Source organism: Marivivens marinus (genome assembly GCF_035969385.1).
In the GTDB taxonomy this organism is placed as follows: domain Bacteria; phylum Pseudomonadota; class Alphaproteobacteria; order Rhodobacterales; family Rhodobacteraceae; genus SELP01.
Map to the genome: position 1 here is coordinate 189113 of NZ_JAYKKJ010000001.1, position 24568 is coordinate 213680.

The 24568-nt window shown below is 55.7% G+C and carries 20 protein-coding genes, 1 tRNA gene and 1 pseudogene; 16 read left to right on the top strand and 6 right to left on the bottom strand.

The window, feature by feature from the left end; translation table 11 throughout:
* Position 1 precedes the first annotated feature (1 nt).
* The 9 genes from U3648_RS01045 to U3648_RS01085 all read left to right on the top strand — a co-directional run bounded on the left by U3648_RS01045 (position 2) and on the right by U3648_RS01085 (position 8910).
* Positions 2–1366: a dihydrolipoyl dehydrogenase family protein gene (locus U3648_RS01045; RefSeq protein ID WP_420857385.1), complete on the top strand. Its 1365-nt coding sequence runs from the start codon at positions 2–4 to the stop codon at positions 1364–1366.
* Between the two features lie 19 nt (positions 1367–1385).
* Entirely contained in the window at positions 1386–2771 is a 1386-nt protein-coding gene (locus U3648_RS01050) for a sensor histidine kinase (RefSeq protein WP_420857386.1), read from the top strand.
* A gap of 74 nt (positions 2772–2845) precedes the next feature.
* Positions 2846–2922: transfer RNA gene (locus U3648_RS01055), tRNA-Arg, on the top strand.
* A 131-nt stretch (positions 2923–3053) separates the two neighbouring features.
* A complete protein-coding gene (locus U3648_RS01060) occupies positions 3054–4331 on the top strand; it encodes an integrase (RefSeq protein ID WP_420857387.1) in 1278 nt (425 codons plus the stop codon).
* A 399-nt stretch (positions 4332–4730) separates the two neighbouring features.
* Entirely contained in the window at positions 4731–5354 is a 624-nt protein-coding gene (locus U3648_RS01065; protein ID WP_420857689.1) for a terminase small subunit, read from the top strand.
* A complete protein-coding gene (locus U3648_RS01070; protein WP_420857388.1) occupies positions 5351–5764 on the top strand; it encodes a hypothetical protein in 414 nt (137 codons plus the stop codon). The genes U3648_RS01065 and U3648_RS01070 overlap by 4 nt, the downstream gene beginning before the upstream one ends.
* Entirely contained in the window at positions 5764–7524 is a 1761-nt protein-coding gene (locus U3648_RS01075; RefSeq protein WP_420857389.1) for a hypothetical protein, read from the top strand. The genes U3648_RS01070 and U3648_RS01075 overlap by 1 nt, the downstream gene beginning before the upstream one ends.
* Complete coding sequence (locus U3648_RS01080) at positions 7521–7982, top strand: hypothetical protein (protein WP_420857390.1); 462 nt, start codon at positions 7521–7523, stop codon at positions 7980–7982. The genes U3648_RS01075 and U3648_RS01080 overlap by 4 nt, the downstream gene beginning before the upstream one ends.
* Positions 7975–8910: a portal protein gene (locus U3648_RS01085; protein WP_420857391.1), complete on the top strand. Its 936-nt coding sequence runs from the start codon at positions 7975–7977 to the stop codon at positions 8908–8910. The genes U3648_RS01080 and U3648_RS01085 overlap by 8 nt, the downstream gene beginning before the upstream one ends.
* 757 nt (positions 8911–9667) lie before the next feature.
* Here U3648_RS01085 and U3648_RS01090 read toward each other — a convergent pair.
* A pseudogene (locus U3648_RS01090) lies at positions 9668–9795 on the bottom strand (transposase); the annotation flags it as partial.
* 635 nt (positions 9796–10430) lie between these two features.
* Here U3648_RS01090 and U3648_RS01095 point away from each other — a divergent pair.
* The 3 genes from U3648_RS01095 to U3648_RS01105 all read left to right on the top strand — a co-directional run bounded on the left by U3648_RS01095 (position 10431) and on the right by U3648_RS01105 (position 13703).
* The gene (locus tag U3648_RS01095) at positions 10431–10604 is read left to right on the top strand and encodes a transposase (RefSeq protein WP_420857690.1); all 174 of its coding nucleotides are present in this window, start codon (positions 10431–10433) and stop codon (positions 10602–10604) included.
* A gap of 439 nt (positions 10605–11043) precedes the next feature.
* The gene (locus U3648_RS01100; protein ID WP_420857392.1) at positions 11044–12306 is read left to right on the top strand and encodes a rhamnan synthesis F family protein; all 1263 of its coding nucleotides are present in this window, start codon (positions 11044–11046) and stop codon (positions 12304–12306) included.
* 530 nt (positions 12307–12836) lie between these two features.
* On the top strand, positions 12837–13703 hold the full coding sequence (locus U3648_RS01105; protein ID WP_420857393.1) for a hypothetical protein: 867 nt from the start codon (positions 12837–12839) through the stop codon (positions 13701–13703).
* A 606-nt stretch (positions 13704–14309) separates the two neighbouring features.
* Here the strand turns inward: U3648_RS01105 and U3648_RS01110 are convergent.
* From U3648_RS01110 to U3648_RS01120, 3 genes are read right to left on the bottom strand one after another with little or no spacing between them, the layout of a single operon-like run.
* A complete protein-coding gene (locus U3648_RS01110; RefSeq protein WP_420857394.1) occupies positions 14310–15233 on the bottom strand; it encodes a glycosyltransferase in 924 nt (307 codons plus the stop codon).
* Positions 15230–15910, bottom strand: a complete 681-nt coding sequence (locus U3648_RS01115) for an ABC transporter ATP-binding protein (RefSeq protein WP_420857395.1) — start codon at positions 15908–15910, stop codon at positions 15230–15232. Before U3648_RS01115 ends, U3648_RS01110 begins: the two co-directional genes overlap by 4 nt.
* Before the next feature lies 1 nt (position 15911).
* Positions 15912–17105 (bottom strand): KpsE/RkpR family capsule polysaccharide export protein, encoded by a 1194-nt coding sequence (locus tag U3648_RS01120; RefSeq protein WP_420857396.1) that lies wholly within the window; start codon positions 17103–17105, stop codon positions 15912–15914.
* A 195-nt stretch (positions 17106–17300) separates the two neighbouring features.
* On the opposite strand from U3648_RS01120, the gene U3648_RS01125 reads away from it, so the two are divergent.
* The gene (locus U3648_RS01125) at positions 17301–18062 is read left to right on the top strand and encodes an ABC transporter permease (protein WP_420857691.1); all 762 of its coding nucleotides are present in this window, start codon (positions 17301–17303) and stop codon (positions 18060–18062) included.
* A 72-nt stretch (positions 18063–18134) separates the two neighbouring features.
* Here U3648_RS01125 and U3648_RS01130 read toward each other — a convergent pair whose 3' ends face one another.
* Complete coding sequence (locus U3648_RS01130) at positions 18135–18854, bottom strand: class I SAM-dependent methyltransferase (protein WP_420857397.1); 720 nt, start codon at positions 18852–18854, stop codon at positions 18135–18137.
* 614 nt (positions 18855–19468) lie between these two features.
* Here U3648_RS01130 and U3648_RS01135 point away from each other — a divergent pair.
* The 3 genes from U3648_RS01135 (at position 19469) to U3648_RS01145 (ending at position 23443) form a co-directional block, all read left to right on the top strand.
* Positions 19469–20095 carry a hypothetical protein gene (locus U3648_RS01135; RefSeq protein ID WP_420857398.1) on the top strand — a complete coding sequence of 209 codons (627 nt, stop codon included), beginning with the start codon at positions 19469–19471 and terminating at the stop codon, positions 20093–20095.
* 866 nt (positions 20096–20961) lie between these two features.
* Complete coding sequence (locus U3648_RS01140) at positions 20962–21150, top strand: hypothetical protein (protein ID WP_420857399.1); 189 nt, start codon at positions 20962–20964, stop codon at positions 21148–21150.
* Positions 21151–21415: 265 nt separating this feature from the next.
* Positions 21416–23443 carry a M10 family metallopeptidase gene (locus U3648_RS01145; RefSeq protein WP_420857400.1) on the top strand — a complete coding sequence of 676 codons (2028 nt, stop codon included), beginning with the start codon at positions 21416–21418 and terminating at the stop codon, positions 23441–23443.
* A gap of 79 nt (positions 23444–23522) precedes the next feature.
* On the opposite strand, the gene U3648_RS01150 is transcribed toward U3648_RS01145, so the two are convergent.
* Entirely contained in the window at positions 23523–24545 is a 1023-nt protein-coding gene (locus U3648_RS01150) for a calcium-binding protein (RefSeq protein WP_420857401.1), read from the bottom strand.
* Positions 24546–24568: the final 23 nt, after the last annotated feature.

A 24568-nucleotide genomic window follows, 5' to 3' on the forward strand; every position in this document is an offset into this window, starting at 1 on the left:
GATGAAACGGATCAAGACAGATATCTGTGTGATCGGGGCTGGATCGGGCGGGCTTTCGGTTGCGGCCGGCGCGGTGCAAATGGGGGCTTCTGTCGTGCTGATCGAAGGACACAAGATGGGGGGTGACTGCCTGAACTACGGCTGTGTTCCCTCCAAGGCGCTGCTGGCGGCGGGCAAAATGGGGCTGGGCTATGCCGAGGCGAAGGACCATGTTGCCAGCGTTATCGACACAATCGCGCCAGTCGACAGCCAGGAACGGTTCGAAGGGTTGGGCTGCACTGTCATCCGCGACTACGGACACTTCATCAGCCCGCGCGAGGTGCAGGCAGGTGACACGATCATCACCGCCCGCCGGTTCGTGATTGCGACCGGGTCGTCGCCCTTCGTGCCGCCGATTCCGGGTCTGGATACCGTCACCGTGCACACCAACGAAACCATCTTTGACCTGCGCGAAAAGCCCGATCACCTGCTGATCATCGGGGGCGGACCGATCGGGATGGAAATGGCGCAGGCGCACCGGCGGCTTGGGTGTAAGGTCACGGTGATCGAAGGGGCAAAGGCGCTGGGCAAAGACGACCCGGAGCTGGCCGCGATTGTGCTGGACCGGATGCGTGCCGACGGGATCGAGATCGTTGAAGGGGCACAGGCCGAAAAGGTCAGCGCCGAGGGCGGCGTGACGGTCCACACCACAAAGGGCGATTTCACCGGATCGCACCTGCTGATGGCAGTGGGCCGCAAGGTGAACATCGACAAGCTGAACCTTGACGCGGGGCAGGTGGCCCATGACCGGCGCGGGGTCACCGTGGATGCGGGCCTGCGGTCAACGTCAAACCGCCGTGTCTACGCGATTGGCGATGTGGCCGGTGGGCTGCAATTTACCCATGTGGCCGGCTATCACGCCGGGGTCATCATCCGGTCGATGCTGTTTGGCCTGCCGTCAAAGGCCAAGGTCAGCCATATCCCCTGGGCAACCTATACCGACCCGGAACTGGCGCAGGTCGGCCTGACCGAGGCCGAGGCACAGGCCCGATACGGTGACCGTGCCGAGGTCGCCCGGTTTGAGTTACACCATAACGACCGGGCCATTGCGACCGGCCAGACCACGGGCCTGATCAAGGTCATGGTGGTCAAGGGACGGCCCGTTGGTGCCTCGATTGTCGGGGCGGGCGCGGGTGAATTGATCGGCCTCTGGGCCATGGCCATTGCCAACAATCTGAAAATGTCGGCCGTCGCGGGCACCGTTTTGCCCTATCCGACCATGGGCGAGATTAACAAACGCGCCGCGGGCGCCTATTTTAGCCCAAGGCTGTTCGACAGCCCCATGGTGAAACGGGTGGTGGGTTTCGTGCAGCGTTGGCTGCCCTGAAGCCCGGCGCGGAGGTGTGATGTTCAGAACCCTGTCCGGTCGGTTCCTTGTCCTGACGGTCATCTTCGTGATGCTGGCCGAAGTGATGATCTTCGTGCCCTCCATCGCGCGGTTCCGGCAGGACTATCTTATGAACCGGCTGGAACGGGCACAGATCGCCTCGCTGTCGCTGGAAGCGGACGACATGATCACGCCCGAGCTTGAGGCTGAACTTCTCAAGAACGCCGGTGTTTTCAACGTTGTCCTGCGCCGCAACGAGGTTCGGCAACTTGCCCTGTCGTCCCCCATCCCGGCCCCGATCGAGGCGACATTCGATATGCGGGGCACGCCCGGATGGATGCTGATCCGCGACGCGATGAGCACCCTGTTCAATCCCGGCAACCCGATTATCCGGGTGATCGGCAACCCGGTTCAGGATGGCGGGTTGCTGATCGAGGTGACGATGGAACAGGGGCCGCTGCGCGCGGCGATGATCGACTATGGTCTGAATATTCTTGCCCTGTCGGCGGTGATTTCGGTGATGACCGCCAGCCTCTTGTTCTTTGCGGTTCAGATGCTTCTGGTGAAACCGATCAAGGGCGTGGTGCGGCATATGCAGTCCTTCGCGCAGGCCCCGGAAGACGCGCGGCGGATCATCGAACCCAGTGCCGGCGTGACCGAGTTGCACGAGGCCGAAATGGCGCTGCACGACCTTCAGACCCAGCTTGCCGCCGCCCTGAAACAGCGTGAGCGGCTTGCCCAGCTTGGCGAAGGCGTCGCCAAGGTGAGCCACGATCTGCGCAATATCCTTACCTCGGCGCAGTTGTTCACCGACCGGATCGAGGCGTCAGAAGACCCGGCGGTCAAACGCATGGCGCCCAAGCTGGTGAATTCGATCACCCGCGCGGTGCACCTGTGTGAAAGCACCCTTGCCTTTGGCGGCGCCAAAGAGCCGCCGCCCCGCCTTGAGCGGATCCGTCTGGCCGAGGTTGTGGCCGAGGTGATCGACAGCGAACGGCTTGCAGCGGGTGACCATGACCTGTCGTTCTCGGAAGACATACCCGCCGATCTGATCGTCAGGGCGGACGCAGAACAGCTCTACCGCGTGATCGGAAACCTTGTTCGCAACGCCCGTCAGGCCATCGTCACCACCGGCAAAAGCGGCGAGATCAGCGTTCACGCCCACGAGGACGAAGACCATTGGTGGATAACAGTGGCCGATACCGGTCCCGGCCTGCCGCCCAAGGCCCGCGAACACCTGTTCCAGGCCTTTCAGGGTGGAACCCGGAAAGGCGGTGCCGGGCTGGGCCTTGTGATCGCGGCAGAGCTTGTCCGGGGCCACGGTGGACGGCTGGAACTGGGGCGGACCGACGAGGCCGGAACCGTCTTTGCCATTTGCCTGCCCAAGGCCGGGATGGCCGGATAGTATGGTCTGAAATTTCTTGCCAAGCCCCCTTGCATTGGCCGACCCATAGGGCTACATCGCGCTCACTCTACTGCGGACTGGTAGCTCAGTTGGATAGAGTACTTGACTACGAATCAAGGGGTCGGGGGTTCGAATCCTCCCCAGTCCGCCAGATATCCCCAAAAACTTGAGAAAACACGTTATTTTTAGGGGATTCCTTAAAGTTGCGACCCATTTTGCAACCCATTTTGCGACCCATTTGCCGTCTTGCGCCACGGCTTTGCTTGAATGTATGCCGGTCGTATGACCCTGATTCAGCGCGGAAAGAGCAAGACGTTCCACCTGCTGCGGCGCGTTCCAACGCGATACGCCGAAGTAGATTCACGCGAGAAGGTCTGCATATCCCTTCACACCGATAGCAGACGGGAAGCTGAAACGAGGGCCGCCGGGGCCTGGTCCGGCTTGATTGAAAGTTGGGAGTTGCGGCTGCGAGGCCGGAGTAACGACGCAGAGGAAAGCTACAAAGCGGCGAAGGAGATCGCGAGATCGAAGGGCTTCCGGTTTATGCCAGTCAAGGAGGTGGCAGAGCTACCAATCGACGAGATCATTGACCGCGTGCTGGCGACCATCGGGCCGAACGGGAAGCCATCTATCGAAATTTCGAAGGGCACCCTTGGCACCGCCCGTGCCCCAGAGATAACCGTGTCACGCGCGCTCAAAGCTTTTTGGGATCTGGCGGCCGACCGAACCCTTGGAAAGAATACGGACCAGATCCGGCGATGGGAGAACCCGCGAAAGAAGGCGGTAGCAAACTTTATCAAGGCCGTCGGCGATATTCGGATCGACCATATCTCCGCCGACGACATGCTCGACTGGAAGGAATGGTGGCTTGACCGCGTGCGGTCTGGCGAAGTCACCGCGGGGACCGCGAACAAGGATTTTGTTTACTTCGGCGATATCATGGAGACAGTGAACCAGGGCAAGCGTCTCGGTCTCGCGCTTCCTGTGCGCGGCTGGAACATTCGGAACCGCGAGGATCGGCCGGAGCGTCCGGCCTTTTCGACAGATTGGATCAAGGAGAAACTGCTGGCGCCTGACGCGCTGGCCGGGTTGAACCCGGACGCCCGCGGGCTGGTCATCGGGATGATCAACACAGGCTACCGCCCCTCCGAAGGTGCTTGCCTGACATCGGCGCAGATCCGCCTCGACGTCAACATCCCCTATATTTCGATTGAACCGGTTGGGCGCACATTGAAGACCAAGCAGGCCAAACGGAAGATCCCGCTTCTTGGTGTAAGCCTCGAAATCTTCCGGGAGTTCCCCAACGGGTTTGAGCGCTACCACAAGAGCGGGAACGTCTCGAACACGATCAACAAGTATCTGACCGAGAACGGGCTACGCGAAACCCCGGCCCATTCCCTTTACAGTCTCAGGCACTCGTTTCAGGAACGCATGATCGCGGCCAGGGTCGATGACCGGATCAGGCGGGAACTCTTCGGCCACCGGCTGACCGAAGAGAAGTATGGCGACCCCGGTCTTGATGTGAAGCGGGATCAGTTGCGGGCCGCCGCTATCTATTGATTTGCTAGTTCTTGTGCTTGGACAAGTTCTGCGAGGCGTGTGTATGTATTGCCATCACTACATTACATTTTCGGAATGGCATCTGTGGGTTTGGACGAGGTGGATGGGCGGCGACGGAACTCGCCCAAGGTTCTCCAAATGTCCACTCAGTTGAGGTTTCGGGCACCTCATTGGACCTTGGACTCAACGGTATGATTTCCCTATAATTTTGCGATGTGGGATGCTAAGGAATCCTAAGCTTCGAACGCATCACTAGAAGTAGAAATCCAGCCTCTGGCGAATTGGCTCACTATGCCGTTGGGCTCACCAACGATTGCTGCCCTGTTCCCATGATTTCTTGCCGTGAATGGCAGTCTTGCGGCAACGCGGATGTTAAAGAAACCTAACATCATCGCTTAGATCGATCGCCTCGATAACAAGCACATCGAGAAAGCCGAGATCACCGCAACTGAGGTGCTGGATAAGTGGGTCAACATCTTCCGGGCCGACCCAACCGACGCCATCAAGATCAGGCGTGTCCCCTGCCGCTACTGCTACGGAGCCAGCCATCTATACCAGTGGCGGAATGAGGCCGAGTATCTGAAGGAATGCGCCCGCTTCAATGCGAGGTCTGAGGACTACAAGGCCAAGCACGCCCATGAGGCGCCTTCGATGGAAGGGGGCTTCGGCTACAAGCGCCTCCGTCCCCCTCATCCCGAGTGTCCCTACTGCGAGGGGGAAGGGGAACCCGAGATCTACATCGCCGATCTGGCAAGTCTGCCCCCGCAGGCCAAGGCCCTGATCAAAGGGGTCAAACAGACCCAGCACGGCATCGAGGTGCTGTTTCACGATCAGATCAAGGCCACCGAGTTTCTGTCCCGCTTCACCAAGCTGGAGGATGCGCCACGCGATCCGGCGGAAAGCATCGACCGTTTGGCCGCCGCAATCGCGACAATCCAGTCACGCGGCTCTTCCGCCCCGATCAAGACCGGGCAAGGCTCGCAGCCTCAAAGTGATTTGGAAGAAGAGGATATTGACCCATGACTATGCTCAACATTGCCCCGATCTACATCAACGACGCCGATGGCACCCGACAGAACCTTGTCGAGGTCGCCAATGCGGCGCTCCTGGAGTTTTCAAAGCAGGGCAACGACCTCCCCCACCGCATCGCCCGCAACTGTCACGTCGAATCCGCTGGGACAGTCCTGGAACCCGGGAACCCGCTTGTCGCTCTTGTGATCGAATGGGCGGGATCGCCTTCGCAGACACGCTGCCCCATCGCCTTTCTCGTCCCCGGCATGGTTCGCAGGGAAGTCATTGTCGCCGAGATTGTTGCCTCCTGCCTCTGTCTGTCCGCTGACTACTTCCAAGCCGCTTCCGAGGGCCGGGAGTTCGATGAACCGGAAGAGGACGACCGCAGCGACACCCCGTCGACCGGCGAGACCATCCACTGATGGCACAACGCGGCATCATAAACCGGCGGATGATCGACACGCTGCGCGATGCGCCGCCCGAAATCGTCAGTGAGGCGCTTGCCCTAAGCGTCACACCGGACATGGTGCCGCAGACCGATGTGGAATTGATCGCCTGTCTCGCCTCTTGGGAGTGGCGCATATTCAGCGGCCAACTCTACAAGATCATGACCAAGGATCCAGAGGCCGACGAGGACGACGAAACCGCCGTTCTCGTCGTCCCCTTCATCCCTAACCGGGCGCAGCGGAAGTTCCTCGACCGGCTCCACACCCGCAATGTCATCCTCAAGGCCCGTCAGCTGGGCTTTACCACCCTGATCGCCATCCTTTGGCTCGACCACGCCCTGTTCAACGCGGACCAGCGTTGCGCCATCATCGCGCACAGCCTCGAAGATGCTGGCGTCATCCTGCGCGACAAGGTGAAGTTCGCCTTCAACAATCTCCCCTCCTACCTGATCGGCGAGGAAGGGCAAAACGAGTTGCCGCTTCTCTGGCTTTCCAAGGATAGCGAGACCGAGATTGTCTTCGGCCACAACAACAGTTCCGTTCGGGTCGCCACATCTGCCCGGTCAGGCACCTACCACCGGCTTCATGTCTCCGAGATGGGGAAGATCGGGGCCAAGTTCCCCCTGAAGGCCAAGGAAATCGTCACAGGCTCGCTTCCCACGGTTCCCAAGACCGGGATCACCGTCATCGAGTCCACCGCAGAGGGAAGATCGGGCGAGTTCTACCGCATCGCCACCCGCGCGGAAAAGAATACCCAGATCGCGGAGGCCACAGGCCGCAGGCTGGCCGCAAAGGCTTGGAACTTCCATTTCTTCCCGTGGTGGGAAGAGGCCGCTTATGTCGAAGACCCCGCCAATGTGGATCTGACGCCGGCGGATGAGGAATACTTCCTCAACCTCGAATCCCAGATCGGTCGCAAAATCACACCGGAGCAACGCGCCTGGTATGTGATGACCCGCGAAGACGAGCAGGGCGGCGATGCCGAAAAGATGTGGCAGGAGTATCCCTCCACCCCGGAAGAGGCATGGAAGGCCAGCACAGAAGGGACATGGTTTGCCAAGCAGCTTGCCGCCGCCCGCAAACAGGGCCGTATCGTCCCGAGCCTTCCCAAGCTGACCACCGTTGCGACCCACACCTTCTGGGATATCGGCCACGGCGACGGAACCTCGATCTGGCTGGGTCAAGAGGTAGGCGCTCAGTTCCGTTGGGTCGGCTTCATCGAGGAATGGGAAGAGGACTACGAGTTCTATTGCCGCAGGCTGGACGAGGAAGCCGACAAGCACGGCTATCGCTGGGGCTATCACCACCTCCCCCACGACGCGATCCAGAAGCGCCAGCAGATGAAGGCCCGTGTCGGACGTGAGGGCCGCCGGGTCAACAGCGCCGAGGAAATGCTTCAAACCCTCCGACCGGACTGGCGGTTTCACATCGTCCCGCGCGTGGATCGCGTCATCAACGGCATCAATGCGGTGCGCGAAGAGTTCGCCTCCTACTGGTTCGATGCCACCGAATGTGCGGCTGGGATCGTGCACCTCGAACGCTACTCGAAGAAGCGAAACACCGTGCAGGGCGGATACACCGATGAACCGCTCCATGACGAACACTCCGAGGCCGCCGACGCGCTGCGCCAGAAGGCGCAAGGCTACCGGCCCCTCGCATCGATCCCTCGCAACCACGAAGCCCACGGCAGACGGCCCAGACCCCACCGCCGCGCAATTTCAGGAATGGCAGTATGATGCAGACCCAGCCCCAACAGATCGCCAACACCCCGGAAATGGCCGTGGATTTGCGCTACCCCGCCATGGAAGCCGACTATGGCGACATCCGCCTCACCCTGACCTGGTATATCCCGGACGGTCAGCCCTGCATGGTGCTGACCCCGGTTCTTCAGCGTCACAAAGCCGCCTTTGTCCCGCCCATCATCCTTTTGACCAACGCTTGGCGCTGGGATGAGAAGATCGGAGACACCCGCTGGGCATATGACGCCGCAGGCATCTTCACCGAGGCGCTGGGGTTCACCCGATCGATCCCCATGACCCACCGCATCCTTTCCATCATCCGCGACAATCTGGGCGAACTCTTGGCCCTACCCAACATGACCCACACCGAGTCCCATGCCGTGGTCGCCGAACTCACCGTAACCAACCGCAACACCGGGAAGACCCGCCAGATCGAGGTATCCCGACATGTTTGAGAACAACGAGCACGACTACGACCCCGAGCGCCCCGAGGGTGCGAAGTTCGCCCGCGCCATCGACACCGACCCAATGCGGCACCTCAAGGATCCGACACCGGACCTCAAAGCCGTGGCCCCGTCCAAATTGGATAGCACCGCGATTGTCAGCCGCCACACCGCTCTGATCAGCCATTTCTTCACCGAACTGGAGATCCAGAACAGCAACCGCCGCCGCCGCGCCGAATACGAAAGCTTCTATGATGGCTGGGGGCAATGGGATCCCGACGATAAAGAGGTCCTAAATTACCGCGGCCAAGTGCCTCTGACCTTCAACGTCTCCGCTACCTCTGTGAACTGGCTTCTGGGGACCGAGAGACGCGGACGCACCGACTTCCGCCTCCTCGCCCGCCGCAAGGAAGGCACCAAGGCCGCCGAACACAAAACCTCGATCATGAAATACCTCTCCGATGTGAACCGGTCAGAGTTTGGTATCTCACGCGCCTTCAAGGACAGCACGATCACCGGGCTTGGCTGGCTGGAATCCGGGGTGCAGGACGCCGACAACCGCGAACCCGTGTATGACCGCTACGAAAGCTGGCGGAACATGATCCATGACAGCCGGGCCACCGAGGATGATCTGAGCGATGCCCGCTACCTCTTCCGGGTCCGCTGGACTGATGTCGACACCGCCTGCGCGCTCTTCCCCGACCGGAAAGCCATGATCATGGCATCCGCTCAAGACACCTTCGACTATTTCTCCGGTCTCGGAGGCGGGCTTGATGACCCCATGGACGAGAAAGAGGAGCAGCTTGACGATGCTGGCCTCACCAGTGCCACCCTTGCCCCGTACAATTGCGCCTCAAGCCATCAGCAGGTCAGGCTCATTAAATGCTGGTTGCGCATCCCGGAGAGCGAGAAATGGATGTCGAACCTTTCCAGCAGCTGAGTCCATGAGATGCCGTCATTTCCGACTGCCCATGCGGTGCGCAAGCGCTGGTAGTCTTGTCAAAGATTGCTATATGGTCTGATCGACAGGCACTTCGCCATCAGGCCAACCTGGTACTGTGTCGAATGCCGAAGTGAATGCCCACTATGGTGTGGCGAGCCCGAGCGGAAGACGAATGCTGCAGAAGCTCATTGATACTACTCGGTGGTTTAGAATGCCGAGGCGCCTCCCGTCAGCAAGGCAGCTTCGGGCCAAAGGTGATTGGAATCTGGCTGCAAGTGAGCTCCTAGAGCTTGTTAAGGATGGTCCGAGAAGCTACCTGGAGGCCGTTCTCATCTCCTTTGTGCTTTTTCAGGCCAGAAACCTGGAGGAGGCTGAAGAGGCATTCCGTTTGGTCAGTACAAATCCCATTCGCTATCGACTTGGAAGCGACGCGGATGTGGATTTTCTAAGCAAGTTCTCAGATTTTCATCTGCACATCTGTTCGAAAAAGAATGGTCGATATGTTCGGTGTAGCGTGGAGTTTAGCTCACTAGTTACGGGCAGCGAGAGAACTTCGCGGCGAGTTAGGCGTGTTCTTCCAAGGTCAGAGTGGGGAGAAGTACACCCGGATGTTTGGGTGCAACCCGTTCCGCAGTTTGAAACTAGCAAGATTGACGGGGAATTGGCAAGACGGCTGTTGGACAAAACAGGATCGTTCCGAGAGTCTCAATCCTAGGGGGCAAAGCGTCCGAAGATCTAGGCGCAACTAATCTTACCACCTTAAACCATTGCGGTTGATGAAGTTCATGCCGTTCAAGACAAGCCGGTCATCGACGCGGGACTTGGGAAGGCGGTCTCAAGATGTGCCATCTATGTGTCGCTCAACCAGAAAAGATCAGACATGTCCCAGCTCACTCTTCGGCGGTGAATCATGACCCCTTGTGGAGACCAATGGGTCCAGAGCGTTCTGTATCTGGTTTCTGCTTAACTGACCCTGTCAGCTCCCAAGCTAGGGCCGTTGACGGGCTGGTGCACGACGTCTGAGCCTGTGTTACCACCACGTCTCCTAACCCCTCGGCACCATGGCCTGCTTTGATTTGATTGGCGACCGGGAGTAGCAACTCTTGGCGCTTCTAGAGACAGAGAGTCTTGCAGTGCGCCATGTGCCCCCCCCCCGCCGGCTCAGTTAAAAGGGTTTGCGTAGAGCCTTGGCAAACGCGCCAATATAGACCGAAACGATGCCGACCTCGTCGCCCACTAATCTGATTTCCGACCCGAAGAGGGCCGCTGTCTTCCTGCGGAAAAGCTACGCATTCTCAGAGCTTTGACGTCCAAAGAGCGCAGCTTGTCGAGTCGCGCAAACAGCTGCCGACCCAGATTCGAGCGCATCGGAAACTGGGCGCCGCCGTGATTCTCGAGGACGCAACGCTGATTTGCGGGTACGGATCGACAGCCTGTTTCAGGTACTGAAATACCGGATTTCCCAAGCCATCGCCATTGACGATCGCCTGTAGGAGGCCGCCATCGTCCTTCGTTCCATCCCGGGGATCGGACCGGTCGCTAGCGCGATGCTGATCGCCAAAATGTCCGAGTTCGGCAAAATCACCGGCGAAGAGGCTACCGCGCTCAATGGATTGGCCCCGGTCGCGCACAACAGTGGAACCCGTCGCGGGAAACGGGTTATTGCACGAGGTCGCCGTACTCTGCGATAGATGATGTTTCGGGCAGCACTGCTCGCGGCATATCGCAACCTGAGCCAAGAATCCTTCGCAGTTCGCCTCCGCAAGACAGGAAAACCGCACAAGAAAACCATCACTGCCGTCGCCACAAAGCACGTCACCATCGCGAACGCAACGTGTAAGATCCGTCGGAAATGGACTACGGCGACGGCTTGAGAGATACAGTATCTAGTAGTGAAAGCAACGTGCTCGCTTCGCTCGCCTAGCAACTTTACCTTGACTCATCCCGCGATCCACCAAGCCCCATTCGTAAGGGTTGCAACCATCACGCAAGTTGGTGCAGAAGGTTGAGAAGCGTGGCCACCGGACGAGAGTTCAGCGCCGAAAACTGGGAACAGGTTCCTGACGGTTGCAGGGGCGTTGGCACTACTATCGCCGATTAACCGCATCCTCTCAATACAAAGGTAACAAAGTGATTGGTTTTGTTCGAAAAGCTCTCTCCATTCTACTGTATCCGGCCGCGCGCGTCATCGTAACCGCACAATCCGAGTTGCAGCGGATCCGAACCGTGGGCAAGTCTCCGGTAGTCCATTTCGACGAACCATATGGTGGTCAGCCCATCATGCTTCTGGCGCTCTATCAGAAAGGCCGGCTGCGTCCCGATCTCATCCGCTTGATAGAGGCTGCAAGGGCGCAGGGCCTCTATGTGTTGGGCGTCAATACTCTAAAGCTGACACATCCCGAGGAATTGCGCGATCTGGTCGATTGCTATATTGAGCGCCCAAATTTTGGTCGGGACTTCGGAAGCTACAAGACGGGCTTTCTACATATTTTCCATCGTCGGTGGGAAGGTCATTGTCCACGCCTCTTGATGTTGAACGATAGTGTGTTCTACTCAGAAAAACGGCTTCCCAAATTTCTCAATGACATGATGGCATCCGACATCGAGGTCCTCGGCAGCACCGAGAATTTCGATATCGAACACCACATGGGTTCTTTCTGTATCGCATTTGGATCGGTAATCTTGCGCCACAAACTGTTCAGAAAGTACTGGAACAGTTATCGGCTGACCGACGTGCGCCCGATTGTGATCAACCGGGGCGAATTGAAGCTATCCAAAGTCCTCAAGAGGTGCGCAACAGGACCCGATCAGTTCGCTGCACTATATGGCGCAGCACGCTATATCCAGGCAATCAAAACAGACCTTGCATTGTTGGACTTCGCAATCGCAAATGTCAGAACTTCGAAAATTTTCGCTTGGAAACGCGCATCTTTGAAGAGCGTCGCAGTCGAGTTCCGTGACAGATATGCTATGCGAAAGGAAGACCCTAGCGCATTCACCAAGGGTGTCGAGGTGTCGTCGCATGAGAGCTTTGAGGAAGTTTATCTTGCCAATTTCGACTCTCTTCAATCATACTTCAAAGAAGTCTTGAAGGCCGATAATATCAATGAGAGCGATTTGCGAAATATGGTAGTCGCGGAATTGGGCGAGGGATTTCTATCCGGAAGTCAAGTGCATCAGAACGCTTGTATACTTCTCGAAATAGGTTTGCCCTTCATAAAGAACGATGGTCTCTATAGGGGCATATTTTCTTTGGAGGATGTCAATCGAATTTCCGCCTTGATCGAACCGTCGGAGGCGGTCGAGCTACTCTCCATTTTGGTCTCACGCCCCTACGGTGGACGGTATCTAACCGGATGGAAACGAGCGGCGTTTGAGGCAGGGTTGATATAATCGTGAAGCGCCGGATTATTTCTGCCGGGAATGTCTAGCGACGGTCTTGACACCGCTCTTTGGGGGATCCGGTTCACCCGTGAACTGGATAGCATCGACGAGCTGTGGGGCTTCCCATCTGTCGTGGTCGAGCAAAATGAGACAGAGCTCACGTCGAACGCCACTCTGAAGATGCAGGTGGATCGACGGGTGGAATGGTGTTACAATGATGGGTGTGCAAAATTTCGCAAATGCCATGTAGAACATTGTCTCGCTTGGCAACGAGAAAGAATTCGTCAATCGCTAAGCAGCCCTAAGTTGTATGGGCGGCCAATTAACATAATGACCATTGGCCAAATGACTGAGGTCTTGGAGGTTGCGAAATTCCGGCGATGAACTGAGATCCGGAATAGAAGAAAGTCGGCAGGATACTTCTGAACCTTATAGAACGAGCTTGCCTATTCATTTGAGGAAGTAGAGCACTCATTCTAAGCTCTTGTTCTTTGCTACAGGGGCGCTAAGTTGAGCTTCGCGGACGGGCGGAAGAAGTCATGAAAAAGAAGTTGCCAAGAGATTTTGATGCCAAAGTATATTTGGAGTTGCATCGTGACGTCAGGGCTGCTGGAGTAGACGCCGCGCGGCATTATTTGGAACATGGGATTGAGGAGGGTAGGAAGTACAAGCCTTCAGAGGGCTTGCCGAGGCCAAGGGGGCTTCCGCCGTTATCGGACATTAGCCAACTTGGAAATGATGGAATTGTTATTCTCGGAGATAACGATAGTCCTCATTTTCGCACAATAATAATTGTGGGCCTCCCTAGATCTGGAACTAGTATGCCAGCGAAAGCTCTGCATGATCTTGGCGTTTGGATGGGGGATGGCATCGACCAGGCTGTCTTTGAAGATGTAAGATTGGCAGATGCGCTAGAAAGAAGAGTCGAGGATCTGTCAGGTGTAATTCAGGACTACAATAGTCGGTATGATATTTGGGGTTTCAAGCGTCCTATGGCTTTCAAGCTACTGAAGAAGCACATAAAGAGATTTCGAAACCCGCGAATCGTAGTTATGTTTCGAGATCCTCTGGCAATTTCCAAACGAAATGCCATATCTGTTGATGTGTCCATTGAAATGGCCCTTCGGAACGCGGCCAGGGAGATTAGTGATCTAATTGATTTCGCACTGAGTATCGATGTGCCAAAGATGTTAGTAAGCTATGAAAAGGTTATGTCAATACCTGAAGAATTCGTGGAGACTCTTGTGCAATTCGTGGGTTGTAATCCGACACCTGATGAGTTCAAGGAAGCCGTTTCAAATATTCAAAATTCTCCCGAGCTTTATCTGATTTCTTCGCAGACTAAGTATTCAGTGGAATCTCAGAAAGTTGAAGGCGCCAACTCTAGAACTGCTGTGGAGATCTAGATTTTTGATTTTCGTTGAGAAATGATCCGATATCACTCTCAGGCTGCACTGAGGTTGGATCTATTTGAACATGTTTTCATGCTCGTTCTGGCGGGCATATATGGATTGATTGGCAATGAATTCTTGGGGTCATCGTCCGGTGTCTCTGCAATGCCTCGGGTGGAGGGTGAACGATAGTTTCCGCTATGGGGTAGCGGGTACTTTGGGTGCGTAATTGTGCGACTGACGAAGCGGCTTTGGATGAACGAGCAGAGCCGGCCGATCTGTTTGCAGGCGATGTCCCGGGCGTTTCCGTCGCTCAGCCAGGATGCCGATGATCTGTTCATCCATGAATCTCGTTCGCTTCATTTTTTGTCCACAAGTTGGGCCGGACTCTACTCGACGGTGGAGGAAATATCCCGTGGCAGGTCACGAGGAACTGGAGTATGTGCCGGGCCGCTTCGTCGTGACCCGCATCGTCCGCCCACGCTTCAACTTGCCAAAACTTCGACTCAATATCTTCGGGCTTATATCGTTTTCCGGCCATCGGTGATGCTCCAATTGCGGGACAGATCTAACCTAGTTGGCTGGCCAAATTCAGGTGGCTATTCCAAATCGAAACTGCCGTCATAGTTTTCCGAGAACGAATGAGAGGAGCAGCAGCATCTGACTGCTTCTTCTTTGGCGGTACACACCAGTTTGTCCAAATGCTAGCAGCCGCCTCAAGGTGCCAGATCGTCTCGCCTGGTTGAATGCATCCAGTATTTCTTGGTTCTGATCGAGAAACCTGTCTTTCAAAGGCACTAAAGACTCTTCAATCCTGTCGTTTCTCCTGCGATGGTCTCCCAAAAATAGGCGCTTAAGTCGCCGAACCTTTGATAGGATATCGTTGCTTTGACCGATTTGGTTGTTGGTGTGTTGACGATAGAGCACGAGAGGGTGAGAGTCATAGATAACCCTACCTCCCATGGCCGTAACGACTAGGTAGCACCACCAATCATGGACGATTTCAGTGCAAAGGTGATGTTTTGCCTCCTGTAGGCATTCGAATGCTCCGCGATTCAGCATGATTGTATTTCCAGACGCAATGTTCTGAACGAGCGCGTTACCGAACCCAGGTGGGCGCCTCGGAATTAGCGATAGGTGCATAGTGCTTAGGTCTTCGTTCGCGACAAATGTGGCTCCGCAGGCCATCGTCGGTTCGTCTTCATGTTCTAGTAGCGAGACCTGGTAAGCGAGCTTGTCTTCAAGCCAAACATCGTCTTGGTCGCAAAATGCGACGAAGCTGGCTTCGTCCGGGACAAGATCAAACATGCTGATGAAGTTCGCCGTCGAGCCCTTTCCAGGCCCTCTCACGATTCTAATATCTTTTTCTGGGTTTTCTAGGCAGATTTCAGTGAGTAAGTCAGGTGTACGATCATTCGACGGATCACAGGATACAACTAGCATCCAATCTGAGTGTGTCTGTTTGATTATGCTATCAATTTGATCCCTTATGAAACGTTCGCCGTCAAAGGCCGCCAGCAAGATGCAGACATGTTGGCTTCTCATTTCTGCCGACCTTCAGATCGGTTCGCGCTCATTGCATCTTCGTGTGCCTTTATCGCATCCTCGATGTCGTCAAAAAAGGTTGCCCGACCCTCCGTCAAAAGCACTGCTGTACTGCAGAGTTGTTTCAGCAGCGGCATCGAATGCGTGACTATTATGGCAGATCTGTCTTTGGTTCGTTCTTGGAGCACTTTGGCACTTGTTTCCCGGAAGGCAGCATCCCCTACGGAGGTAACTTCATCAATCAAGTAGGTATCAAAATCGATACCCATGGAAAGGCCAAAGGCCAGCCGTGATCGCATACCTGCTGAGTATGTCCTGAAGGGTGCATTGAAGTGCGGCCCGATGTCTGAAAATTCGCGAACATAGCTGACGAGGTCGTCAGTGTCGACGCCATAGACTCGGCCGACAAATCGTACATTTTGAGCGCCGCTTAGATCAGGGTGAAAACTGCCGGCAAAGCCGACAGGCCACGAGATCGAGCCGGTGGATGTGATTTGTCCTTCGTCTGGATCTTCAATTCCCGCGATCATCCTGAGGAGTGTTGACTTCCCCGCGCCGTTTCGACCGAGGAGTGCGACCGAACTGCCGGTGGGCAGGGTGAGATCAATGCCGCGCGCGACGTACTTTCGCGTATTGCCAACCTTGTAGCTCTTCCAGAGGCCTTCGATATTGATCATTTTAGCGACGGTCCGCGAGTGTGTAGCCGACGAGAGCAGCCGAGACCCAAGTCAACAGGTAGGCTGCTGCCAAAAGTAGCAGAGTTGTCCAGCGGCGGGGATAACGGGCCTCGCTTGCGCTCGTCGGGTTGACATATGCAGCAAGATAACGGGATTGGCGCCTTGCTTCGGTCTGTGCGAGTTCGTGGGCCGCAAGAGCGCTTAGATATGCCTGTTCCGCAAATTCGCGGTCAACCAACAGGCTTTCATACTCACCGATCAGCTTCGACAAGCCGCCGTTGGTGCCATTCTCGTCAAATCTCAAGCGTTCTTCATCAATGCGCGCCTGTATGACCTCTACTCTGGAACGTGCTTGGTCAAGGCGAGGATCGCCTGATCTTGTGCTGTCAGTCAGGAGGTCGAGTTCTATCAGAGCCTCGGATAGCTGAGTTTGGAGGGCAGTCAAAAGTCCAGACTGAACGCCAATTTCGGTTTGTGGATCGGCGATTTGGTTTCGCGAGCGAAACTCGGTCATCGCTTGTCGAGCTGCTCGAAGCCTTTCCAAGGACTGGGCCAGCTCAGATGAAGCATATCTGGTGGCATCATCGCGGGCGGTTGCCGCGAGCGAGTTGATCATCTCCGTGCTAATAGCCTTGATTTCGGAGGCAATGAGAGTGGCACTCTCGCTGTCAAAGGCCTTCACCCGGATTTCGATTAATCCTGTGCTTCGATCGTAGTTCACGAGGATCATACGCTCAAGGTAGTCCACTAGGTCCTCGACAGAACCGTTGGGGTCAAACGCAAAGACAGGATCAGTATCGTATCCTCTTGAGTAGATTGATCGGAGGTCTACGTTCGCATCTAGGCGCTCGACAAGCTCCTGGCTGCGAATGAATCGATAAAGGACATCAGTATCGGAGGAGCTTGAACCGCCCAGGGCCTGCAAACCACCCAAGAGGTCAAGGGTCGGCGATAGTTCCTCGGAGCGAACGGAAAATGCCACGTCTGATGAGAACTGGTCTTCAGCGCGGGCGAACATATAGTAGGCTGTCAGCAAACTGGGAACCAGAACCCAAATCACGAAACTCCAGAGCAGCAGCCGGTGGCGAAACTTCCATCGCGGCTTTCTCGAGTTTGGCGTTGGCTGCTTCGAGCTCGCACGTTCCGTCGATTTCTGGTCCAGCTCGGAAGCGGTCTCACTTCGAACGTCCGTCATGCGAAATCCCCGGTTGTGGTCCGTAGAGGGAGTTATCGCTTCATCCGTGCAGTTCGCAAGCCCAAGGCGGTCTTTTGGTCGGCACAGTGTTGCTGGAGGGTTCCCCAAATCGTTGAGAAACCCTCGGATATGACTTAGTGCAGACGGAGTTGTTCTTCTGGGAAGTAGACTTTGGCAAAGATCGGACGTCTTCATGTGACCACCGCGCGAGCTGTCGTTGCGTTGATCTTGAGGGAAATGGCAACAACCTACGGACGATCCCCGGGGGGCTATGTTTGGGCCATTGCCGAACCCGTCGGAGCCATTGCAGTCTTAAGTGTCGCGTTCTCCATAGCGTTCCATGCGCCATCTTTGGGTAGCAACTTCCCCTTGTTCTACGCGACCGGTTATCTGCCTTTCATGATGTACTCCGATCTTGCCGCCAAAGTCGCCACATCAATTCGGTTCTCCCGTCCGCTCCTGTTCTACCCTCGTGTCACATACATTGATGCGATCATCGCACGTTGGATCCTGAATGCTTTGACCCATATGCTGGTCTTCGCGATCGTCGTGTCAGGAATTGCGGTGGCCTACGGTGTACAACTGCAAATTCGATTTGAATCCGTCGCGCTCTCGTTGTTTCTTGCAGGCATGCTTGGTGGCAGCGTCGGTGTCATGAATTGCTTCATGTTCATGCGGTTCCCGCTTTGGGAGCGGCTATGGGGGATCGCGAACCGACCACTATTCATCATATCAGGGGTCTTCTTCGTATTTGAGAGCATACCGGATCCCTACAGGGGGTTCCTTTGGTACAACCCGATTGTTCATCTGGTCGGTTCAATGCGGCATGGACTCTACCCCGACTATCGCGCCGACTATGTCAGTCCAGCGTATGTGCTTGGAGTCAGTCTAGTCGTTCTTGTCGTCGGCCTGCAACTGCTACAGAGATTTCACAAGGAACTCATAAACCAACGGTAGCGTCGATTCAAAAACGAGTCCTCCAGACATGATTTGAGGGTTCTGGAGGGCCGTCGGAATGCGTTGATGGGGTCAACCCGTAGCCCTGGTGGGCTGCAGAAAACATGTCCGCCGTCGCTTCTTTTCGGTGCGGTAGTAGTCATCAAGATACTGTCGATCTCCAACCGGAAGCAGGTCCCAGTCGGCCCAGATGCAGTCGTAACCAACAACCGCGGCCATGGCCTCCGTTGCGGCGGGTGAAGGAATTCCGACCATCGCAACCTCTTGCCCTGGAATCTGCTCGACCGTGTTGAGCTCGTTGTCCGTCCGCTCACGTGTCAGGATGATTACAGAATAGTCTCTCAGCGCAAATTCACCGTCGATAACGATCAGTTTTGGTCCAAGTTGGCTCGCAAGATTGAGCAGGCGTTGGTGCTCCATCGTATGGTAGAAAATCCCAAGGAGACTGACGATATCAAACCTCTCACCTGCTGCTACCATGCTCTCCATCGTCGTGAGCATCTCGCCGACTTGCAGGTCAATCGCGTGTGAATAGGATTGGACAGGGAACTCGCGGAACCGCTGCACCAATTCGCTCCGGGCTTCAATCCCGATGACCTCACGAGCACCTGCCGCCGCATATGCCATGCACCAACGGCCGTCGTGTGCAGCAATATCTAGTATCCGGGCGCCAGCGATCTCTGACTTGATCGGTTCGATAAACATACGATGTCGCTTGTTCAGGCGCTGAATGTCACCCTTTCGGAAATGGTAAGAGGGCACATTTCTCAAGAAACGAAAGAAGCCAGCCATCCAATTGTCCCATCAAGCTGTTATGTGCGCGGGGAATGAAGCCCGATTGTCCGAAGCAATGCCCACAACAACCACCGTGGCGCCCATCCCTGACTGCACACAATGGCCTTTCAATCGATATGCACCACACATAGACCACTGCTACACGTAACGCAACGGTGGGTTGATTTACGATGCATTAACCTTGCCTCAATAGCGTGCGACAGGAACGAACAGGAGGTTCGAAGTATGGACCATAGTTGGATCCAAGAGGTCTTGTCAGATCTTGCGACAGCCGCCTTCCGGTCTGGATTGACACGGACTGCAGAGGAACTCAAGAATACTGAACTGATGTACCTCGTCGAAACGGCTCAAGAAGGACCGGAAACACTGGAAGTCGGCAACCGCTTTCCGCATCTAGGGTGCAATGTTATCCAATTCCCTGAACGTCGAGTTGCGCGAACAAGTTGTCAGCCGCCAATCGGGGCGCCCTAGGGTGGCAATCTAGATATTCGTGCCTTCTTGGCGCAAGAGGCGAGTTGAACAGCAATAAGACTCTAAGAACAACTGGATCGACTGGATTTGCACTGCCGGGCGATCTGAACTGAACCGCTAGAAAGCTGCTGGAGGCTGCAATGGGGTATGAACTGAACAAGTCAAAGCGGGTCCTGCCGTGTATTGCCTTGGTCGCTTTTTCCTTGACAGGTTGCGGAGGTAGTTCGACCGGCAGTACGCCCATCGAAAGCCTTTACGATAGTCGTGTGAGTGAGTTGGCGACAGCAAGGTCGGATGCGATGGCATTGGGACGAGAAGACACGGTTGCACTTCCAACCTCTGGTAGCGCGACCTACGAGGGGGACATGAGATTGGACGTCTCACCCACCGCCGGACCAGATCGATCCATAGTCGGTGATTTCTACATTGATGTCTCATTCGCTGCCGGCAACAGCAGCGCATTTGACGGTGCAGCGTCCGGCTTTATTGACAGCAACGATCAGGACTACTCCGGAACTCTGATCATTTCGGGTGGGCAGATTTTTCGGCTGGTCAATCCGGCAGCTGGCGCAACCCTCGATAGCTTTATCGATGGTGACCTTATTGGTCCCAATGGTGAAGTCATTTCCGTGGATGGTCTGACCATTGGCGATCTCTATGGTTTGGGATACACCTTTGTGGTCGGTGATGTGATCGGCGACGCAATGGTCGACGGAGTGGCTGCGGACTTGTCCGGTGAGTTTCTTGGGGTTCAGGGGGCACCGTAGGGCATCGTGAACCAAGGTGGATCTCACACGTCTCGTGGATAAAGGCGTCTAGGTCCTTCTCAGTGCAAATCAATCTGCGGGCCTTGGCAGCCTGTCCTGCGGAACCGGGCTGCCGACCGGTTGCCCTTTGTCGCGGCTCCTGGGTAATCACGTAGTGTTCACTGGCGTGTCAAATTTAGGTCACATTTCTGGTTTTGGTTAGCAATCCGTTACCAGGTTCTCTGTTTTTTCGAAGAATTGGAGGACACATGCCAGACTTTGAATCCCAAACAATAGAGCTTTGTGATGCATTCATGGATGCCGCGGAGCGTGGAGAGTTTGACGCCGTAGCAACAAACTTGACACACATTGTCGAATTTGCTGCCTGCATGGTCGCCAGATCGGGGAAACGTGAGTTGTCCTTTCCCATCTTCGCGGCCGCTCGAGCCATCGAGAACTGTTTCGATAGTGTAGGACAGTTCGGCCAACGCAGTCGCGCAAATGTTGTTGAGTTTAGGCTAGGCTAGACACTTCCTGCTTCGGCCCATGGTTTCGATCCGGGGTGCGTTTAAGGGGGCAAGCAATGCTTGGAGCTTGGTCTTCCTGCGATGGTTGGTCGCGCACCGGCTCCGAGGGACTTTGGTAATGCCACCGGGGCGGGGACGAGGCTGCCGATGACGCGGTCCCGCCTTTCCGCACTTGGCGTGTGCCAATCGATCCGCCTCCAACACTTGGATCGGATTAGGGCTAATCTGTGACCGGAAGCGTACTTCGTTCTGATGTAGAGTTTTCTCACTCGTGACATAGGTTTCGGGGTCCTCTTAAGAAAGGATTTACCCTTTCACGGAAGACTTTGTCAGGTTCCGAAGTTTTGGAAAAGATGCCAGATGCCCAGTGATTCCCTCGTGATGAGCAAATCCCCAAGAGTTCTCGGCAATTCAGTCGCCCTTGGCGCCGCGGATGAAGCGCAAAGCCAGTTGCCCGCGCTCGACCTTTGGTCCGACGGTGAGGCTGATCATGTCGGGATACGGTTTTCTCTTTGGATGCTGACGGTTCGAGACAAACAGAAAGATTGACTGGTCCGGGTTCGGTGGCATTGGTCACTCGAGGACGAGGTGTTTGCTCGCGGTGTGTTCTTGTCCATCGAGTTTCGGGGCGACGGCGACATTCTTGTCGCGAGTGACGCGACCGGAGCAAAGTGAAGCGAGCCAGGTTGCTGACAAATTGGAGACAAATTCGTTCTTCGAACGTGGTTTTCGATCAGGCAATCGTTTTGGTATTGATGGGTGCTGGACCATCATGGAATGATTGAGCGCCCACATTAGACTGGAGGCCTGGCTGATGGCAACGACGACATCTTCGGACGGAACCCCCACGAACGGATCGGATCCGTGGATCGACAGCCTTGTTTGGGGCGGTCATTGGACGGACGCTGGCGGCATCGTAACCATCACCTATTCGATTGAATCCGGCACGCCACCAAGCGGGCTGTTCGACACCACCGGAGATGGTGCTGCATGGTTTGCTTACGAGATCGCGGCTTTGCAGGCCGCTTATGCAGCATGGGAAGCGGTCGCGAACATCGAGTTCCAGCTGGTCACCAGTAACGCCAATATCGAGAACTGGCTTGGATCGGCTGCCCAGGTTGGCGCACTTGGTTGGCATAACATCCCGATAAACAACGCGGCCATGCCGCTCTATGGGGTGTTCAGCAATGAAGGCACAGGCTGGACTTTGTCCGGGTTGCAATCTGGTGGCTATGGTTTTGTGACGCTCATTCACGAGATCGGCCATGGCTTGGGCCTTGCCCATCCGCACGACGGCGGCAGTTCAATCGACGCGACGAATTTCCCGGGCGTGACTTCTCCATTCGGTGACTTCGGTGATTACGACCTGAACCAGGGCATCTGGACCACGATGTCCTACAACGATGGCTGGCAAACCGAGTATCCGACGTTTTTCGATGCCAACTATGGTTGGCAGGCCACGCCGATGGCTTTGGATATTGCGGCGATCCAGGAACTATATGGGGCGAACACGACCCATGCGTCGGGGAACGATACCTATAGTATGCCGGACGCAAATGGCGCGGGAACCTTTTGGTCTTGCATCTGGGATACCGGCGGCAATGACACCATCAGCCATGCGGGCGGTACCAATGCGGCCGTCATCAACCTGAATGATGCCCCGCTTGCGGCAGACCCGGCCAATGCGGGCGGGTTCGTGTCATATGCCGATGGGATCATCGGTGGATTCACCATCGCCAACGGTGTGATGATCGAAAACGCGATTGGCGGCAATGCCGCCGACCACATCACCGGCAACGAAGGTAACAACTCGCTCAACGGTGGTGCCGGTAACGACACGATCCTGGGCGAGGACGGGGATGATACCCTGATCGGCGGGTTGGGCACCGACTACCTGTATGGTGGGGGGGGGGATGATGTCTTCATGGCCGGTCTTGGCGACGATAGAGTCTATGGCGGATCCGGAAATGATAGAGTCGAGGATTATTTCCTTGATGAGACTAGCCAAGCGGTAGTCTACGGCGAAGACGGTGTTGACACGTTCTATTTCTCGGCCTTCGCCTCCATTGCAGAGCTACTTGACGGCACGGTTCTAACCGACTTGGGAGGTGGAGCTGTTCAGTTCCAAGAGAACAATAACACAGACAATTCATTGGTGCTCTACGACGTCGAACAGGTAGCTGTCGGGTCGATCACCGATGGCCCAATCGAAACGATCTCGATGGAAGGCCTCCTGGATTTGGCGACTGGACCAGCCACGTTGAATGGCACCGCTGGGGCCGATAGCCTTCTTGGCGGTTCTGGTCGCGATTGGATTGAGGGTCTTGGTGGTTCAGATTTCCTAGACGGTCACGGCGGAGACGACGTTCTCTTTCTTGGCGACGGCAATGATCGAGGTATCGGTGGTCCTGGCGACGACATTCTTCATGGTGAGGCCGGTGGCGATCGCATGTCAGGCGGCAGTGGCAATGATGAGATCTATGCAGGCGACGGAAACGATCACCTGAACGGTGGGAGTGGGGACGACAGCCTATATGGTGGGGCCGGTGATGATTGGATATCAGGGGGAGACGGAGATGACACCCTGTCTGGTGGAGTTGGAAACGATGTCTTCGTCTTTCTTGACATGACATCGGCCACCCAAGATGTAATTGTAGATTTCGAGGATGGCGTTGATATCATCCAAATATCATTCAATGAGTATCTTGGTCAGTCTGGGCAACTGGATGACATAGTCGTGTCGCAGGACGGGGCAAACACTCTGCTGAGCTACGGAAATTCGACGATTACGCTCTTGGGTGTCAACTCAACTGAAATCGACGGCAACGATTTCTTGATCTGATGAGAACAGCAAGCGCGCCCCTGGCCCAAACGTTCTCTGTCCTTCTGTTGGGCCTATTGGAGATGACGAACGTTGGAGCTCAGGTGTAGAGCGCGGCATTGCATCTGATGACAATGCTTGAATGAAGCTCAGACAGGCTAGTGCTGTCGTCAATACCTTGGATTGTCAAAACGGTTTGACCTAGCGCTTCAACTTGGACAGTCTGGTTCACTTTCAAGAGGCTTATTTCTGCTTGGACACCTTCCGCCGACCAGGGGTCTACCCCAGGGAAGAAGCTCTGAAATGTAGCGGCATCCATCCAGATTTGAACCTCTATAGATTCGGCGCCCGACAATCCCAGCGACTCCCAGTCTGCGATCGTGGTTGGTGTAATTGCACCGAAATGCTGCTCAACTTTGAAAGTGTCGAAGCCGTCCCCTCCTACGAGTAGATCTCCCGCATCACCAATCAGAGTATCGTTTCCGGCTTCGCCAAATAGGGAATCGACATTGCCTGGATCACCGGTACTTGGGAAAAGTGTCGCATAAGGACCGCTGCTGGAAAAACCGGAAGAGTCTTCCCAAACGTCGCTGTCCAGTCCCGACAAGATATCATCTCCGTCTCCGCCGAATGCGAAGTTGCTACCGGCAAAGTCAACGAACCGGTCATTTCCGCTTCCACCGTAGAAAGTATCGTCTCCTCCTCGATCATTGGTTGGCCCGTATGGGGCAAACGTATCTGCGACAACGTCGTTGCCACTGCCGCCGAAAATCGTGTCATTCCCATCATCTTCGACGTCATTGGGCGACTGGTCGAGAAATCGATCGTCTCCTTCTCCCCCATAGATTTCGTCATGTCCCCCGCCACCCAGGATCACATCATCGCCGCCGTAGCCATGCAGCGTCTCGTCGCTCTCAGTCCCTTCAAGAATTTCTGAGATCGAACTACCCTCCAGGGTCACTCCGTCCGTCCCAACTGTTGGACCTGTAAGCTCAAGAATTCCTGTGGCTGTGTCGTCGGTTGAAGAGCCTTCATCAAACTCATCGTCGCTCATGCCTTCAAATCCGCTAAACGCAGCTGCAAGAGCGATGGTGCCAACTAGCAAAAGAAGTAACGCTTCCATGGTCCAATCCCGATTTTCTGGGA